Source organism: Flavobacterium sp. (assembly GCF_052437795.1).
Taxonomy (GTDB): domain Bacteria; phylum Bacteroidota; class Bacteroidia; order Flavobacteriales; family Flavobacteriaceae; genus Flavobacterium.
In genome coordinates, this window is sequence record NZ_JBQVPA010000002.1 from 434,526 (window position 1) to 447,647 (window position 13,122).

Sequence of the window (13,122 nt, forward strand, 5' to 3'; positions counted from 1 at the left end):
TCAAAGTTCAGGTTTAAAGGAGCGGCGCTTCATACCACTCAGATACTGTTGTGCAAGGGCCTTTTCCTTTTATGGTTGTTGAGCCTTCGATCACAAAACGCCACCTGTAGCAGGTAAAGTCAGGAATAGACTGGTAACCTATTACGATACTGGATTTTGTTGTAGGGACTTTTACAGGTGATGTGCCATTGAAAGTTACCACTTCTCCGGTGCCGCTGTTTATATCTTCACAGTCAGAAAGGTTCTCTATCTCTATCCTGGCCCAGTAGTTCACATTGCTGGACATGCCTGTTAATGCAGCAGTGAAGGTGTATATAGGTTTGTCCAGGCCTTGTGATAGGTTTGCAGTTACTGTTCCGTTCACTGCATCTAAGCAGGTAGGGTTTGAGACCGACCTGTAATAAGAAGCAGTAGCACTGTCCTGAGATGTTTCGAGGGCTGAATCATCGGTTGAGCAGGAAGCAAAAAATGCAATGAACGGTAGTAGTAGAAGCTTTTTCATGAAATGTGGCAGATTATGATAATTGTATTATAGATGTTTTGATGGGACAAACTTATATCGACCGGAATTCAATTAAAAATTAATTGAAAGAAAAACGTTTAAATGTTAATTTTTGACGACGATATGCATAAATGTACTTCGTGTAAAGGCTGTTAATCCTGCGTTAATTGGCCTTTTATTGCATCTTTAAAACATGCAGATCACTAACTTTATGAGACAAAATCAACAAATAATGATCGGAGCGGTAGCAAAAAGGCATAATGAGGCAACAGAATTAAGGGGCCTGTTCGAAAAGCAGCTGAAACAGCTTTACTGGGCTGAAGGGGCCATGGTGAATATGCTTGGTGGCATTATCCAAAATGCGACCTCGAAAGACCTTGTATCCCTGCTGGAACGCCACAGGATCGTTACTAACGGCCACATCGGCAGGATAAGAGATATTTTCACTGCCATCGGCATCGATGCCGAAGAACAGCGCTATGAAGCGGTGCAGTGCCTGCTGAAGGAGGCAGTGGAATTCATAGAGGCAACAAAACCCGGGGTAGTTCGCGACGCGGGCCTGATAGGTGTGCTGCAAAAGATCAAGCATTATGAAATTGCCTGTTACGGTACCATGAGGGCATATGCTATCGCACTTCGTGAGGAAGATGTTGTAATGCTGCTTGAGGAAACACTGAACGAAGAAAAAGGAGCCGACCTGTTGCTGACTTCCATAGCCGAATCGCATATAAACATTGAAGCTGCCGACAAAGAGATCTAAAATAAAGGATAAATATGGAAAAGCCAACATCATTTCCTGAACAGGAGCAAAACCAGCCGGGCGATGAGCATAAAATGATTCCGCAGCCGGAATTTATACGAAAGGATTATAAGGGAAGCAGCAGGCTGAAAGGAAAAGTTGCTCTTGTGACCGGTGGTGACAGTGGGATAGGACGTAGCGCCGTAGTTCATTTTGCCCATGAAGGCGCCGACGTAGCTATAGTATATTATGACGAACACAAGGATGCGGAAGATACCAAAAAGCTGGTAGAGGAACAGGGTCGCAAATGCCTGCTCATAAGCGGTGACCTTAAGGATGAGAAGTTTTGCAGGGATGCTGTTACTAAGACCGTTGAGCAACTCGGCGGTCTGAATATACTGGTGAACAATGCTGCGGTACAATTTCCGAAAAAAGAATTTAAGGACATTACCGGCGAACAGGTGCGTGAAACCTTTGAGACAAATATATATCCGTTCTTTTATATGACCCGCGAAGCGTTGAAACACCTGAAAAAAGGCGATAGCATTATCAATACCACTTCGGTGACGGCCTACAGGGGAAGCGAGCACCTGATAGATTATAGCAGTACCAAAGGCGCAATAGTCACTTTTACACGCTCAACTTCGGCGATGATTGCGGAAAAAGGGATACGAGTGAACGGTGTTGCGCCCGGACCGATATGGACCCCGCTGATACCGGCAAGTTTTGAACCGGAAGACGTCGCAAAGTTCGGGCAGGACACACCGATGAAACGTGCCGGCCAGCCCAGCGAGGTAGGGCCTGCATATGTATTCCTTGCCAGTGAGGATGCATCCTACATTACAGGGCAGATACTACACATTAACGGTGGAGAAATGACAGGAGGATGATCAGTAAACATTTAAAATTATAATATCATGGAAAATAATGCAAATGGCCGCAATGATAACTATCAGGGCCAAAGGACAAATAACAAATTGAGCCACGACAACAGGCTTGAAGAAATACGCAACCTGAAGCCTGACCCAACAATGCCCTATGCAGATCCGGCGGTGATAAATCCGGAAGAGTTGGCATCATTCCCGAAGAAGTCGGAGATCATAGATGCTGCCAGCCTGGAAGCTGAGAACAGCACGACCCTGGTGAACCACAGGTCCCCGGTGAGGGAAGGCCGCAATATTGTACGCACGGATAATGACCCGAAAAATGACGGGTTCATGTAATAAAGTAGGGCTTCGGCCCTTTTTTTATACAATATTGATAATTTAACGCCCGTACTGTTAGTGATGTATTAAAAAAGCCTAACTTTATATAGCTACAAGTCAAACAATTATGATATCTCAATCAAACGACCGTCGGGATCTGGGTGATCAGGGCGGACAAACAGACAAATGGCATGTCAACGACTATTCGATGATGCCATACGATGACCCCGCACTCGTCAATCCAGATGAGCTGGCCACCTTCCCAAAAGCGGTCCGAACGGATGTATTCCATCCATTGCTTGACCATGAGCTGCATACGATCACCAAAAGGACACCGGTGAGGGACGGACGTAATATAACCCGCACAGATAACCATCCTGATAAGAATGGCTTTATGTGAAGATCGATACTCTAATATTCATAATACGAAAAAGCTGCATGGTAAGTGCAGCTTTTTCGTGTTTTAAGAAGGGTACTTGTTATTTTTCCTTTCTGGCTGGAGCTTTTTGTTCGTTAACCGCTACTGCAGAAGATGAGCTCTTAACGTCGCCCGAAGTAGTTTCCACTTTGCGGTCGCTGTTCGGCTTTGCCTGTTGTGCGTTATTGTCCTTATTTTCTGCTGGCTGTTCTTTTACTTCAGTTTTTTCAACTGCCGGCTTTTGGTACTTAACAACTTCATATACCGATGGGTCCGGTTGTTTAGCGTATGATTGGGCTGATACTACGGCAACACTAAATAATGCGATAAGGGATAAAATAGACTTTTTCATGATTTCCAGGTTTTTGCGTTTCTATAATGTAAAATTACCCCGATCGAAATGTTATAATCACAAGATTAGGTTAACGTTAACGGCTAAAATTTTCGTAAAAAACAGTAGTTTTTAAGATAGCATTTACTTAAGGTTTTTAACGTTAATGTATAAATGTGCCAAATTGTATGCGTTCGGTTAAGTGCACGTTAATGTTCACTGTATCAACCGGATTCTTCGTTAAATTTATTTGTAAATTGAAATTATGCAACGCTACAGGAATTTGGAAGGGCATTCGGGTGTGACCGCTTACGAGGTGAGGGACGACGGCATCAGGGTGGAATTCAACCACGATACCGTTTACCTGTATACTTATGCGAGCGCGGGAAAGCGAGTTATCGATAAGATGAAAAAGCTCGCCGGAGCAGGCAAGGGCCTAAGCACGTACATAAGCCGGACCGTAAAAGATAAATTCGAAAAAAGATCATAGTATGGACCATATTGAAATATTAGGATTGGCAGCCGCTTTCTTTACCACGGTGGCCAATGTACCCCAAGCTATTAAGGTGATACGCACGCGTTCGACCAAAAGCCTGTCGGCCCCTACATACGCAATGCTTTTTACGGGACTACTGATGTGGACCGTCTACGGGATCATACGCGAAGACTTACCGGTCATCCTCGGCAATGTGATAGGCGCTGCGCTTTGCGGTATTATCCTCGGGATAAAACTGTGGTATAAATATGTCGCCGGCGAAAAGGATGAAGCATAATGGCATGACTGTTATTTTATTCCTAATTAGATTTTTATTAGGAAGATCACCCTGTTTTATAGGTTAATTTTAAAACCTAAAATCTATAACCATTAAATACCGCGAACATGAAAACCAATTCAGTGATCCGATATACAGTAATGGCCTCGCTCTTTATCGCGGGCCTCAACATAGCTGCATCGTGCGACAGCTGTAGCCGTAAGGATAAAACAGATGCCTCCACCTATACCGAAGGGGGAAGCACTGATACAACTGTGGTAACAACCACCGACAGTACCGAGACTGCATCAGGATCATCAACAGGGAGCAGAACACGCACAGCTAATGCATCAGGCACAGGCACAAAGGGCTCTGGCGTGGACGGTAAAACAGGCGCTAAAGGCTCAGGAAATGATCAGGGCATGACCGAACAGGATATCACTGATAAGATAGAGAACAGCAGCAGTACCCCAAGGGACGCGAATGGCAAGCCTGTTAACAGTGGCGGGACATCTGGATCAGGCACCGGTACAGGAACAGGAAGTACCGGCAACAACAGCAAAGTAACACGACCTGAAGACCAAAAAGGCAATTAAGATCTGCAGCCATGAAACCAATTAATGACAATCCGGAAAAATGCAAGCAGGAGGAAGAGCTAAAAAAAGGCCTGAAAAAGCTTAAGGAAAAAGGTGATGGCGAAAAATTCAGCCCGGGTGCCGATCCTGACCACAACGCAGAGGAATTTTCTACGGACTGATCAAGTATAAGAATAATGGCTTCGGAAAGTATGATCTGACTGAACATTCCTTGACAGGTGCATTAAACATTTCTGGAAAATTAACAGGGAGCTATCATGGCTCCCTGTTAATTTGTGTCTAAATGGCTATCTTTAAGTAAATTATTTACATAATGATACACTGGTACGAAATACTGCTCCGCCTTTTTCTTGCAGCACTTTTTGGTGCTGTCATAGGATTGGAGCGTGAGCACCGCGACAGGGCGGCGGGGTTGCGTACACACATGCTGGTGAGTATGGGGTCGGCGCTTATTATGTTAGTATCATCGTTCGGGTTTCAGGATATTGTAGGTGCCAGTTATGCTGAGTTGGATCCCTCGCGTGTTGCCGCGCAGATCGTGAGCGGCATTGGGTTCATAGGCGCTGGGGCGATATTGTTGCGAAAACCGGGAACGGTAATGGGGCTCACGACCGCATCGGGTATTTGGACCATAGCAGGCATAGGCATGGCTATCGGAGGCGGGATGTATTTTGTGGCAGGGAGTGGGACCTTACTATCTTTCCTGATATTATGGGGAATGCGGGTGCTTCAACGGAAATTCTCCAATAAATTCCAGAACATGTAACTTACCATTACCGCATCGGCGAATGCCAACCCACGTAAGATCATTAACAGATTATTGGAAGACAAAGAGGTTGATCTTTCGGATCTCTCTGTGGCCCATCGCAAAAAAAGCCTTGTCATCGAGGTAAAGCTCCTCAACCCGGCAGGCAGCCACTTTTTGCGTACCGTAGACAGCCTGAAAGACGAGGCTTATATTAAGAAGGTCTCGTGGAACAAATAGCATCACATTGTAAAAATACTTCGCGTTCGGGTTAGTTTGCTATTTTTGCAACGGAATACCCTGCAATGAACCAATTTGTAAACATATCCTTTCCCTACAACATCCGGCTTACTGTAAAGCGCGAAGACCTTCTCCATCCGCACATTTCGGGTAATAAGTTCCGTAAGCTTAAGTACAACATCCTTCAGGCAAAGAGCGAAGGCAAAGCCTCCCTCCTCACTTTTGGCGGAGCCTACTCCAACCACATTGCGGCAACGGCTGCGGCTGGCAGGGAGTTTGGCTTTGAGACCGTTGGCATCATCCGTGGTGAGGAACTGGTTGATAAGATCGTAGATAACCCGACCCTGGCTTTCGCCGCAGCGTGCGGAATGCGTTTTAAATTTGTAAGCAGGGAGGCATACCGACAAAAAACTCATATAGATTTCGTTGCGGCGTTACGCGAGGAGTTTGGTGACTTTTACCTTGTGCCGGAAGGAGGAACGAACGCACTGGCAGTTAAGGGTTGTGAAGAGATACTTTCGTCTGGAGATGAGGATTTTACCCATATTTGCTGTGCTGTAGGTACCGGCGGAACGATCTCCGGGCTTATCAATTCGGCTATGCCGCACCAGCAGGTTTTGGGCTTTCCGGCCCTGAAAGGTGCGGGATTGCGGGAGGAGATCGCTATATTTGCAAAGAACGCCAACTGGGCACTGGTGGAGGATCATCATTTTGGAGGTTACGGAAAAGTGACTGAGGAACTGATCAACTTCATTAACGATATTTTCGTTAAAACCGGTATCCCGTTAGACCCGGTGTATACGGGAAAGATGTTTTTTGGCGTTATAGACAGGATAAACAAAGGTATGTTCCCTGAAAATTCCGATATACTGCTCATCCACACAGGTGGATTGCAGGGTATACCAGGTATGAACAGGGAGCTGATGAGAAAGAAACTACCCATAATAAAAATGTGAGATATGTTTAGAAAGATCTTAGCTTTTGCACTAATAGGCTTACTTGTGAGTTGCGGCACATCGAATTCGCGCATCCGTACGACCAAGAGCGGCGTGGCCAAAACAAAAACATCATCGAAGAAAAAACCTGCGTCCAAAACAACGACTACACGCACATCTACCGCTTCAAATCCCGGCAGTGGCAGGACTACCGAAACGCTGGAGTCTACATCTAAGACCGTTGTGTATTCGGATATGGTAAAAGCCTACGTTTTAGAATATAAAGATATCGCAAAAGATAATATGCGCCGCCACGGCATCCCTGCGAGCATTACACTGGCCCAGGGCATACTGGAGTCAGGGGCAGGCAAGGGTACGCTTTGTGTTAATGCTAACAACCATTTCGGCATCAAGTGCCATACTGATTGGAAGGGCGATACGGTACACCACGATGACGATGCCGAGCAGGAATGCTTCCGCAAGTACGAAAGGGCGGCAGAATCTTATAACGACCACTCACTGTTCTTAACCACAAGGGGCAGGTACGCGTCGCTCTTCAAGCTGGATAAGGATGATTATGAAGCATGGGCACGCGGCCTTAGGGCTGCAGGTTATGCGACCGACCCGAAGTACCCCGAAAAGCTCATTGGCCTCATTGAACGTTATGAACTGGCTTCCTACGATGCTGAGGTCCTTAACAAGGCTTATGTAAAGCCTGAGTCAAAACCTGCGGCTCCTGCCAAAGCAGATGAGGTGCTGGCAGCAGGTTCGTACCGCGTAGCGCAGGGCGACACGCTATACTCCATTTCTAAAAAACATAACCTTTCGGTAGAGGAACTGATGCGCCTTAACGGGCTGTCGAACAATGCCATCTCTATCGGGCAGGTACTTAAAGTAAAATAAATACAGATGCTATACGAACGCAGCAGCCGCCTTTTTGCTGAAGCAGAAAAGGTAATACCCGGCGGTGTGAACTCTCCAGTGCGTGCCTTCAGGGCCGTGGGAGGAACGCCAATTTTTGTAAAAGAGGCAAAAGGCGCCTACCTCTATGATGAGGATGGAAACCGCCTGATCGATTATATTAACTCGTGGGGTCCAATGATATTGGGCCATGCCTACGAACCGGTAGTCAACGCAGTAATTGACAGGGCAAAAAAAGGGACCTCTTTCGGGATGCCAACCGCACTGGAAACACAGATCGCCGAACTTGCTGTTTCCATGGTGCCGAACATCGACAAGATACGTTTCGTGAACTCCGGTACAGAGGCGTGTATGAGCGCCATTCGCCTGGCACGGGGGTTTACCGGACGTGACAAGATCATAAAATTCGCAGGCTGCTACCATGGCCATTCCGATTCGTTCCTGATACAGGCAGGAAGCGGTGCGGCCACATTCGGTTCACCCAATAGCCCGGGCGTAACGCAGGGCACGGCAAAGGATACGCTGCTTGCAGCTTACAACGATCTTGATAACGTAGCAGAACTGTTTACTGTGAATCCAGGAGAGATCGCTGCCATCATCATAGAGCCGGTTGCAGGCAACATGGGTTGTATACCACCTGCTAAAGGTTTTTTGGAAGGGCTCCGAAAGCTGTGCGATGAGAATGGTACATTGCTGATATTCGATGAGGTAATGACAGGGTTCCGCCTTGCAAAAGGTGGTGCGCAGGAGCTGTTCGATATCAAGGCCGACATCGTGGCATTTGGAAAGGTAATAGGCGGCGGACTCCCGGTCGGGGCTTTTGCGGCGCGAAATGAAATTATGGATCACCTCGCCCCGATAGGACCGGTATACCAGGCAGGTACGCTTTCGGGCAACCCATTAGCCATGGCCGCAGGACTCGAGATGCTGAAGGCGCTGAATGCCGATACAGAAATATTTAAAAGACTGGAAGATAAAACGGCCTACCTTGAAAAGGGCATGCGTGAAAAGCTGGATGGATCCAACCTTGCCTACACCATCAACAGGACAGGGTCAATGATATCGGTACATTTTGATGCCAGTCCGGTGACTGATCTGCGATCAGCAGCGAAAGGTGATAATGAAACGTTTAAGAAGTTCTTTCACGGCCTTTTGGCAGAAGGGATCTATATTGCCCCGTCGGCCTATGAAACGTGGTTCATTACCGATGCGCTTACGTACAGCGACCTTGATGAAACAATAGCCGCGATAGGGCGGGTCTCCAAAACACTGTAAATAAAAAATCCTCCGCTATAACGGAGGATTTTTTATGAATGGTAATTTATTAGTTAACCAGCGTTTTTAGTAATTGCGGGTTTGAGTCCAGTTTTGCTATCTGGTCAGGTGTAAGCATTGATTTTATTTTCATCTCAATGTTCGATGCCAATACTGTTTTGCGTTCAGTAGAAAGGTTTTTGTCAGAAAGTGTACGGTGCTTCATTTCAAACAACCCTTTGTATGCATTTTTTTGTTCCTCTGTAAGGGTAATCGACGTTGACATTAGCTCAATGTCACGAGCGGCAGCTTTCTGCACCTCAGGTGTTTCATGGTACTGCTGCTTAGCAGGAGTTGCAGTGGCAGTCGCCGCAGGAGCAGCTTTGGTTTTCTTTTGCTGCGCATTAGCATTAACGCCAAAAGCAAGCATGATAACGAAAAGAGCAATTATTTTTTTCATGATAAACTATTATTTGTTTAGTGTTTATATGCCAAATCTAATTAAATTGTTAAACATCGCAAAACTTTAACACTTAAAATTTATCTCCCGTGCCTCTTTTTAAAGTTTTCATGCTTTTTTGTGATTTTTTCACTCCTGTCATTTTTAATGTGCTCGAGTTTTATCAACTGCTCGGGGTTTAGTGTTCTTTTAAGGAATGCTTTGGTTGCTATCTTCTCGTCAAGCATTTTACTTTTCATGGCAAAACGCTCATCGTCGGTTGGCTTTTTGCCGGCATCACGATCGGCTTTTATCACAGCTGCCACCTTCTCCTTTTCTTTAGCCTTCTCCAAAAAATACGCCTTTATGTCTTTTTGCTGCTTTTCGGTAAGGTCCAGGTCAAGTGTCATTTTTTTAACCTGAAGCTCCGTCCTTTGCTCCGGGGTAAAGCGTTCCGCCTTCTCCCTGCCGTGCATTCCGTCCTCATGCCTTCTTTCACCATGTTGGGCGTTGACCGTGACAGCCGCCACCATTGCCAATGCTAAGATCCACGTTTTCATAATTTTAATTTTTAAGTTTATACCTATAAGACCCTCCACTCAAAAAAAGGTTTAAAATTTGGCAGAAATATTTTTGCGAACGTTATCTGCCCACTACCTTTGCACCGTGAAAAAAGCAATAGTAGCCATAGCGTTGATGATCCTACTGAAGCCGGTCCTGCCTGTTTTGGACTACATTATCAATTACGACTATATTGCCACTGAGCTTTGTGAGAACAAAGCTAAACCAGAGATGCATTGTAACGGGAAGTGCCACCTGGCAAAAGAGCTTGCCAAAGCTGCCGAAGATGAAAAGCCGGTTTCCGAAAAGAGACCAGGCCATGCGGTGATGGAAGTTTTATTCTTCGAAGCACTGCCCCAATTCGCTTTTTCGCCTAAAGCCATTGTGCTTTCACGTATTACCATGCCGGAATACTGCAACAGCTATTCCCATCTTGACGCATCATCATTTTTTCACCCGCCCGTATTTATTTCGTAAAGTTTACGGCTTTGCCATTCGGCAAGGCTATCAAATCATTTTTGCCACGAATTCCACTAATTAGTACAAATAATTGGTGAGATCGGTGCAATTAGTGGCTTTACCTTTATAAATAAATACAAATGAAATTTCAATTAAAAAATATAGCAGCTGTAATGGCCGCAACAGTCCTTTTTTTATCATGCAGTAATGACGATAACGCTTCCGGTGTGACCCCTGATACATTTGGCGATGTAGAAGTCTTTTTCGACAATGGCATTGCCGGCGATGTGCTGACACTTGGTACGACTTATACAAATTCTAATGGTGAGAGGCTAACCATCAACAGGTTTAATTACATTGTAAGCAATTTTGTCCTCATTAAAGAAGATGGTACAGAATATGTTTACTCAAAAGAGGATAGCTATTTCATCATTAGTCAGGAAGCCGGAATGTTCACTGCACATTTGGAAGGTATACCGGCGGGCGATTATAAGAAAGTACGTTTCGGTATCGGGGTTGACCAACAGCGTTACCTACAGGGGGAAACGGCGCAGCAAAGCTTCTGGGATTTGGCCACAGCGAATGAAATGACCTGGACGTGGAGCACCGGTTATCGCTTTATTAATTTTGAAGGGACATTTAATACAGTCGCCTCACCTCAGGACAAAATTTTTCAGGTACACCAGGGCAGCAATACAGTAACTGATAATTACCGTGAGGTAACACTGAACCTGCCTACTACGGCACGCGTTCGTGAAGGCGAAGTGCCATCGATCCACGTAAAGGCAAATGCCAACGTGATACTGGACGGCCAGCAAAAGATAAGACTGTCGGATAACATAAACCAGGCAGGTACGGGGGCAGCGATCATGGGCGGACAAAACCTGATCACGATCGCGGCCAACACTCTGGATATGTTCTTAGTAGATCATGTACATAACGGCGGGACCGGCCATCACGAATAGCGAATGCTCAGGTTATTTTATACGGCAATGGCAATGGTTTTGCTGTTGCCGTTAACCTCATGCAGTGAGGATGCCCTGTATGTGCCTGTAAATGAGGTTGTGGAGTTGAATGTCCCTGCTAATTTTCCGCAACCGGCTCAGGATGTTTCTGTTACCAAAAAAGGCTTCGAACTAGGGCGTAAACTTTTTTACGATGGCCGCCTTTCAGCTGACGGTACTGTGTCATGCTCTTTTTGCCATGAGCAGGGCTATGCCTTTACGCACCACGGGCATCAGTTCAGCCACGGCATCAACGACCATGAGGGAACGCGAAATGCCCCGGCCGTACAGAATATGGCTTTCCAGACCGAATATTTTTACGACGGCGCTTCCAACAGCCTGGAGATGCTCTCGATAGTTCCGATCCATAACCCTATTGAAATGGCGGAAACGCTTGACGGCATTGCCAATAAGCTGAGGACCGACAGGGAATATGTGAAGCTTTTCGGTGAGGCTTTTGATGATGCACAGGTATCATCTGGCAATATACTTAAGGCTTTGTCGCAGTTCATGGCAATGATGGTCTCGGCCAACTCGAAGTACGACAAGTACGTGCGCAATGAACCCGGCAGCAGCCTGGCCCAGCAGGAACTTTCAGGGATGCAACTGTTCCGGAGCAAGTGCGCCACCTGCCATGCCACCGACCTTTTTACCGATAACAGCTTTCGCAACAATGGCCTGCCGCCCAACCCTTTTCTTAATGACAAAGGCAGGGAAATTGTAACAGGCTTTGCTTCTGATGCCTATAAGTTTAAGGTTCCCAGCTTGCGTAATGTGGAGAAAACGGCACCCTACATGCACGATGGGCGTTTCGGGTCGCTGGAGTCGGTGCTTAATTTTTACGCATCGGGCGTACAGCAGTCGGCAACGCTCGATCCGCAGCTAACCCATGGCGGTGTATTGGGCATTCCTATGACCATCGATGAAAAGACAGCAATCATCGCATTCCTGAAAACCCTTACCGATGAGGAATTCCTCACTAACCCTTTATTTTATTACCGTACCTGATGAAAAAAATAGTCTTTCTCATATTAATGACACAGCTGGCATTTGCTAATACCCCGCCACCTGATTTTGCAAAATACCTCGAAGCTTTTGACTGCGATGCCTGCGGGTGTTCGGCAAGCGGGGGAGGCATGGGCTTCAGCTCGATGATTGACCGTAACTTTGTAGGCTTACGCTATTTTAACCAAAGTTACTCCAGCCGCGACGGCATTTTCAACAATTCTCCTTGGGTTGATGAGAATTTTAATACCATTCAGGCCTGGGCACGGATCCCGGTCGCCAAAAACCTGCAGGTATCGGCCCTTGTACCGTACCACTTCCATAACAGGGAGCGTGCAACGGGAGAGCAGTCCATTAATGGTTTGGGTGACATAATGGTATTGGGATTGTATACCGTGTACCAGACAAAGAATGATAGTGTAGCCCTGCGCCATGTACTTCAATTAGGTGGGGGGGTCAAAGCGCCTACAGGCAAGTATGACACTGCCAATAACGGCAGCGTGAACCCAAGCTTCCAGGTTGGTACCGGTAGTTGGGATTACCTGTTGGCAGCAGAGTATGTTATGACCCATAAAAAACTAGGGTTGAACACAATGTTGAACTATATCTTTAAAACAGAGAACAATGAGCAGTACCAATTTGGCAACCAGTTCAATTATGCGGCTACGTTATTTTATATGGCAGAAATGGAAAATCTAATCATTGTGCCACAGGCGGGAATAGCGGGAGAACTATATGCGGCCAATAAGCAATATGGCGAAGAGCTGCCCAATACCAAGGGTGAAATTCTCTTTGGCAAACTGGGTGTTGAGGCTGGTCTGTGGAAATTTTCTGTAGGTTTGAACGGTATGCTCCCGATCAACCAAAACCTTACCGGCGGGAAAGTTGAAGCGAATTACAGGTGGGCTATGAATTTGAATTATAGTTTGTGATATACATTTGAAATCCTGCTAGGTCTCCAAAAATAGAAGCCTCTGAATATCAATTCAGAGGCTTCTTCTATAATAGGTGTTTGA

General features: G+C 46.1%; 21 protein-coding genes. 17 read left to right on the plus strand and 4 right to left on the minus strand.

What is annotated here, in order from left to right; genetic code table 11:
* Nucleotides 1–13: 13 nt before the first annotated feature.
* A complete protein-coding gene (locus ACT6R0_RS08735) occupies nucleotides 14–502 on the minus strand; it encodes a hypothetical protein (RefSeq protein WP_444652624.1) in 489 nt (162 codons plus the stop codon).
* A gap of 232 nt (nucleotides 503–734) precedes the next feature.
* On the opposite strand from ACT6R0_RS08735, the gene ACT6R0_RS08740 reads away from it, so the two are divergent.
* The 4 genes from ACT6R0_RS08740 (at nucleotide 735) to ACT6R0_RS08755 (ending at nucleotide 2,846) form a co-directional block, all read left to right on the plus strand.
* The gene (locus ACT6R0_RS08740; protein ID WP_444652623.1) at nucleotides 735–1,262 is read left to right on the plus strand and encodes a YciE/YciF ferroxidase family protein; all 528 of its coding nucleotides are present in this window, start codon (nucleotides 735–737) and stop codon (nucleotides 1,260–1,262) included.
* 14 nt (nucleotides 1,263–1,276) lie between these two features.
* Nucleotides 1,277–2,131, plus strand: coding sequence for an SDR family oxidoreductase (locus ACT6R0_RS08745; RefSeq protein ID WP_444652622.1), 855 nt, complete (start codon nucleotides 1,277–1,279; stop codon nucleotides 2,129–2,131).
* A gap of 27 nt (nucleotides 2,132–2,158) precedes the next feature.
* Nucleotides 2,159–2,464: a hypothetical protein gene (locus ACT6R0_RS08750; protein WP_444652620.1), complete on the plus strand. Its 306-nt coding sequence runs from the start codon at nucleotides 2,159–2,161 to the stop codon at nucleotides 2,462–2,464.
* A 109-nt stretch (nucleotides 2,465–2,573) separates the two neighbouring features.
* Nucleotides 2,574–2,846 carry a hypothetical protein gene (locus tag ACT6R0_RS08755; protein WP_444652619.1) on the plus strand — a complete coding sequence of 91 codons (273 nt, stop codon included), beginning with the start codon at nucleotides 2,574–2,576 and terminating at the stop codon, nucleotides 2,844–2,846.
* A 79-nt stretch (nucleotides 2,847–2,925) separates the two neighbouring features.
* Here ACT6R0_RS08755 and ACT6R0_RS08760 read toward each other — a convergent pair whose 3' ends face one another.
* Nucleotides 2,926–3,216, minus strand: coding sequence for a hypothetical protein (locus ACT6R0_RS08760; protein WP_444652618.1), 291 nt, complete (start codon nucleotides 3,214–3,216; stop codon nucleotides 2,926–2,928).
* A gap of 244 nt (nucleotides 3,217–3,460) precedes the next feature.
* Between ACT6R0_RS08760 and ACT6R0_RS08765 the strand changes: the two genes are divergently transcribed.
* The 9 genes from ACT6R0_RS08765 (at nucleotide 3,461) to hemL (ending at nucleotide 8,659) form a co-directional block, all read left to right on the plus strand.
* A complete protein-coding gene (locus ACT6R0_RS08765) occupies nucleotides 3,461–3,685 on the plus strand; it encodes a hypothetical protein (protein ID WP_444652616.1) in 225 nt (74 codons plus the stop codon).
* A gap of 1 nt (nucleotide 3,686) precedes the next feature.
* On the plus strand, nucleotides 3,687–3,968 hold the full coding sequence (locus tag ACT6R0_RS08770) for a SemiSWEET family sugar transporter (protein ID WP_444652614.1): 282 nt from the start codon (nucleotides 3,687–3,689) through the stop codon (nucleotides 3,966–3,968).
* Nucleotides 3,969–4,075: 107 nt separating this feature from the next.
* Nucleotides 4,076–4,543 carry a hypothetical protein gene (locus tag ACT6R0_RS08775; protein ID WP_444652612.1) on the plus strand — a complete coding sequence of 156 codons (468 nt, stop codon included), beginning with the start codon at nucleotides 4,076–4,078 and terminating at the stop codon, nucleotides 4,541–4,543.
* Between the two features lie 11 nt (nucleotides 4,544–4,554).
* Nucleotides 4,555–4,704: a hypothetical protein gene (locus ACT6R0_RS08780; RefSeq protein WP_444652611.1), complete on the plus strand. Its 150-nt coding sequence runs from the start codon at nucleotides 4,555–4,557 to the stop codon at nucleotides 4,702–4,704.
* Between the two features lie 152 nt (nucleotides 4,705–4,856).
* Complete coding sequence (locus ACT6R0_RS08785) at nucleotides 4,857–5,309, plus strand: MgtC/SapB family protein (RefSeq protein ID WP_444652610.1); 453 nt, start codon at nucleotides 4,857–4,859, stop codon at nucleotides 5,307–5,309.
* A gap of 54 nt (nucleotides 5,310–5,363) precedes the next feature.
* Nucleotides 5,364–5,528: a hypothetical protein gene (locus ACT6R0_RS08790; RefSeq protein WP_444652609.1), complete on the plus strand. Its 165-nt coding sequence runs from the start codon at nucleotides 5,364–5,366 to the stop codon at nucleotides 5,526–5,528.
* A 65-nt stretch (nucleotides 5,529–5,593) separates the two neighbouring features.
* Entirely contained in the window at nucleotides 5,594–6,484 is an 891-nt protein-coding gene (locus ACT6R0_RS08795; RefSeq protein ID WP_444652608.1) for a 1-aminocyclopropane-1-carboxylate deaminase/D-cysteine desulfhydrase, read from the plus strand.
* 3 nt (nucleotides 6,485–6,487) lie between these two features.
* Nucleotides 6,488–7,366 (plus strand): glucosaminidase domain-containing protein, encoded by an 879-nt coding sequence (locus tag ACT6R0_RS08800; RefSeq protein WP_444652607.1) that lies wholly within the window; start codon nucleotides 6,488–6,490, stop codon nucleotides 7,364–7,366.
* Nucleotides 7,367–7,372: 6 nt separating this feature from the next.
* Nucleotides 7,373–8,659 (plus strand): glutamate-1-semialdehyde 2,1-aminomutase, encoded by a 1,287-nt coding sequence (hemL, locus tag ACT6R0_RS08805; protein ID WP_444652606.1) that lies wholly within the window; start codon nucleotides 7,373–7,375, stop codon nucleotides 8,657–8,659.
* Nucleotides 8,660–8,708: 49 nt separating this feature from the next.
* Here hemL and ACT6R0_RS08810 read toward each other — a convergent pair whose 3' ends face one another.
* Nucleotides 8,709–9,098 carry a hypothetical protein gene (locus tag ACT6R0_RS08810; RefSeq protein ID WP_444652605.1) on the minus strand — a complete coding sequence of 130 codons (390 nt, stop codon included), beginning with the start codon at nucleotides 9,096–9,098 and terminating at the stop codon, nucleotides 8,709–8,711.
* An 80-nt stretch (nucleotides 9,099–9,178) separates the two neighbouring features.
* On the minus strand, nucleotides 9,179–9,637 hold the full coding sequence (locus tag ACT6R0_RS08815) for a hypothetical protein (RefSeq protein WP_444652604.1): 459 nt from the start codon (nucleotides 9,635–9,637) through the stop codon (nucleotides 9,179–9,181).
* A 106-nt stretch (nucleotides 9,638–9,743) separates the two neighbouring features.
* Here ACT6R0_RS08815 and ACT6R0_RS08820 point away from each other — a divergent pair, with 106 nt between their 5' ends.
* The 4 genes from ACT6R0_RS08820 (at nucleotide 9,744) to ACT6R0_RS08835 (ending at nucleotide 13,038) form a co-directional block, all read left to right on the plus strand.
* Nucleotides 9,744–10,115 (plus strand): hypothetical protein, encoded by a 372-nt coding sequence (locus ACT6R0_RS08820; RefSeq protein WP_444652603.1) that lies wholly within the window; start codon nucleotides 9,744–9,746, stop codon nucleotides 10,113–10,115.
* 122 nt (nucleotides 10,116–10,237) lie between these two features.
* Entirely contained in the window at nucleotides 10,238–11,062 is an 825-nt protein-coding gene (locus tag ACT6R0_RS08825; protein ID WP_444652602.1) for an MbnP family protein, read from the plus strand.
* Nucleotides 11,063–11,065: 3 nt separating this feature from the next.
* Entirely contained in the window at nucleotides 11,066–12,109 is a 1,044-nt protein-coding gene (locus ACT6R0_RS08830) for a cytochrome-c peroxidase (RefSeq protein WP_444652601.1), read from the plus strand.
* The gene (locus ACT6R0_RS08835) at nucleotides 12,109–13,038 is read left to right on the plus strand and encodes a transporter (protein ID WP_444652600.1); all 930 of its coding nucleotides are present in this window, start codon (nucleotides 12,109–12,111) and stop codon (nucleotides 13,036–13,038) included. The genes ACT6R0_RS08830 and ACT6R0_RS08835 overlap by 1 nt, the downstream gene beginning before the upstream one ends.
* Nucleotides 13,039–13,122: the final 84 nt, after the last annotated feature.

Bases quoted from the DNA above. Each gene is read 5' to 3' on its own strand.
- ACT6R0_RS08735 (WP_444652624.1), bottom strand. From the start codon at position 502: ATGAAAAAGCTTCTACTACTACCGTTCATTGCATTTTTTGCTTCCTGC.
- ACT6R0_RS08740 (WP_444652623.1), top strand. From the start codon at position 735: ATGATCGGAGCGGTAGCAAAAAGGCATAATGAGGCAACAGAATTAAGG.
- ACT6R0_RS08745 (WP_444652622.1), top strand. From the start codon at position 1,277: ATGGAAAAGCCAACATCATTTCCTGAACAGGAGCAAAACCAGCCGGGC.
- ACT6R0_RS08750 (WP_444652620.1), top strand. From the start codon at position 2,159: ATGGAAAATAATGCAAATGGCCGCAATGATAACTATCAGGGCCAAAGG.
- ACT6R0_RS08755 (WP_444652619.1), top strand. From the start codon at position 2,574: ATGATATCTCAATCAAACGACCGTCGGGATCTGGGTGATCAGGGCGGA.
- ACT6R0_RS08760 (WP_444652618.1), bottom strand. From the start codon at position 3,216: ATGAAAAAGTCTATTTTATCCCTTATCGCATTATTTAGTGTTGCCGTA.
- ACT6R0_RS08765 (WP_444652616.1), top strand. From the start codon at position 3,461: ATGCAACGCTACAGGAATTTGGAAGGGCATTCGGGTGTGACCGCTTAC.
- ACT6R0_RS08770 (WP_444652614.1), top strand. From the start codon at position 3,687: ATGGACCATATTGAAATATTAGGATTGGCAGCCGCTTTCTTTACCACG.
- ACT6R0_RS08775 (WP_444652612.1), top strand. From the start codon at position 4,076: ATGAAAACCAATTCAGTGATCCGATATACAGTAATGGCCTCGCTCTTT.
- ACT6R0_RS08780 (WP_444652611.1), top strand. From the start codon at position 4,555: ATGAAACCAATTAATGACAATCCGGAAAAATGCAAGCAGGAGGAAGAG.
- ACT6R0_RS08785 (WP_444652610.1), top strand. From the start codon at position 4,857: ATGATACACTGGTACGAAATACTGCTCCGCCTTTTTCTTGCAGCACTT.
- ACT6R0_RS08795 (WP_444652608.1), top strand. From the start codon at position 5,594: ATGAACCAATTTGTAAACATATCCTTTCCCTACAACATCCGGCTTACT.
- ACT6R0_RS08800 (WP_444652607.1), top strand. From the start codon at position 6,488: ATGTTTAGAAAGATCTTAGCTTTTGCACTAATAGGCTTACTTGTGAGT.
- hemL (WP_444652606.1), top strand. From the start codon at position 7,373: ATGCTATACGAACGCAGCAGCCGCCTTTTTGCTGAAGCAGAAAAGGTA.
- ACT6R0_RS08810 (WP_444652605.1), bottom strand. From the start codon at position 9,098: ATGAAAAAAATAATTGCTCTTTTCGTTATCATGCTTGCTTTTGGCGTT.
- ACT6R0_RS08815 (WP_444652604.1), bottom strand. From the start codon at position 9,637: ATGAAAACGTGGATCTTAGCATTGGCAATGGTGGCGGCTGTCACGGTC.
- ACT6R0_RS08825 (WP_444652602.1), top strand. From the start codon at position 10,238: ATGAAATTTCAATTAAAAAATATAGCAGCTGTAATGGCCGCAACAGTC.
- ACT6R0_RS08830 (WP_444652601.1), top strand. From the start codon at position 11,066: ATGCTCAGGTTATTTTATACGGCAATGGCAATGGTTTTGCTGTTGCCG.
- ACT6R0_RS08835 (WP_444652600.1), top strand. From the start codon at position 12,109: ATGAAAAAAATAGTCTTTCTCATATTAATGACACAGCTGGCATTTGCT.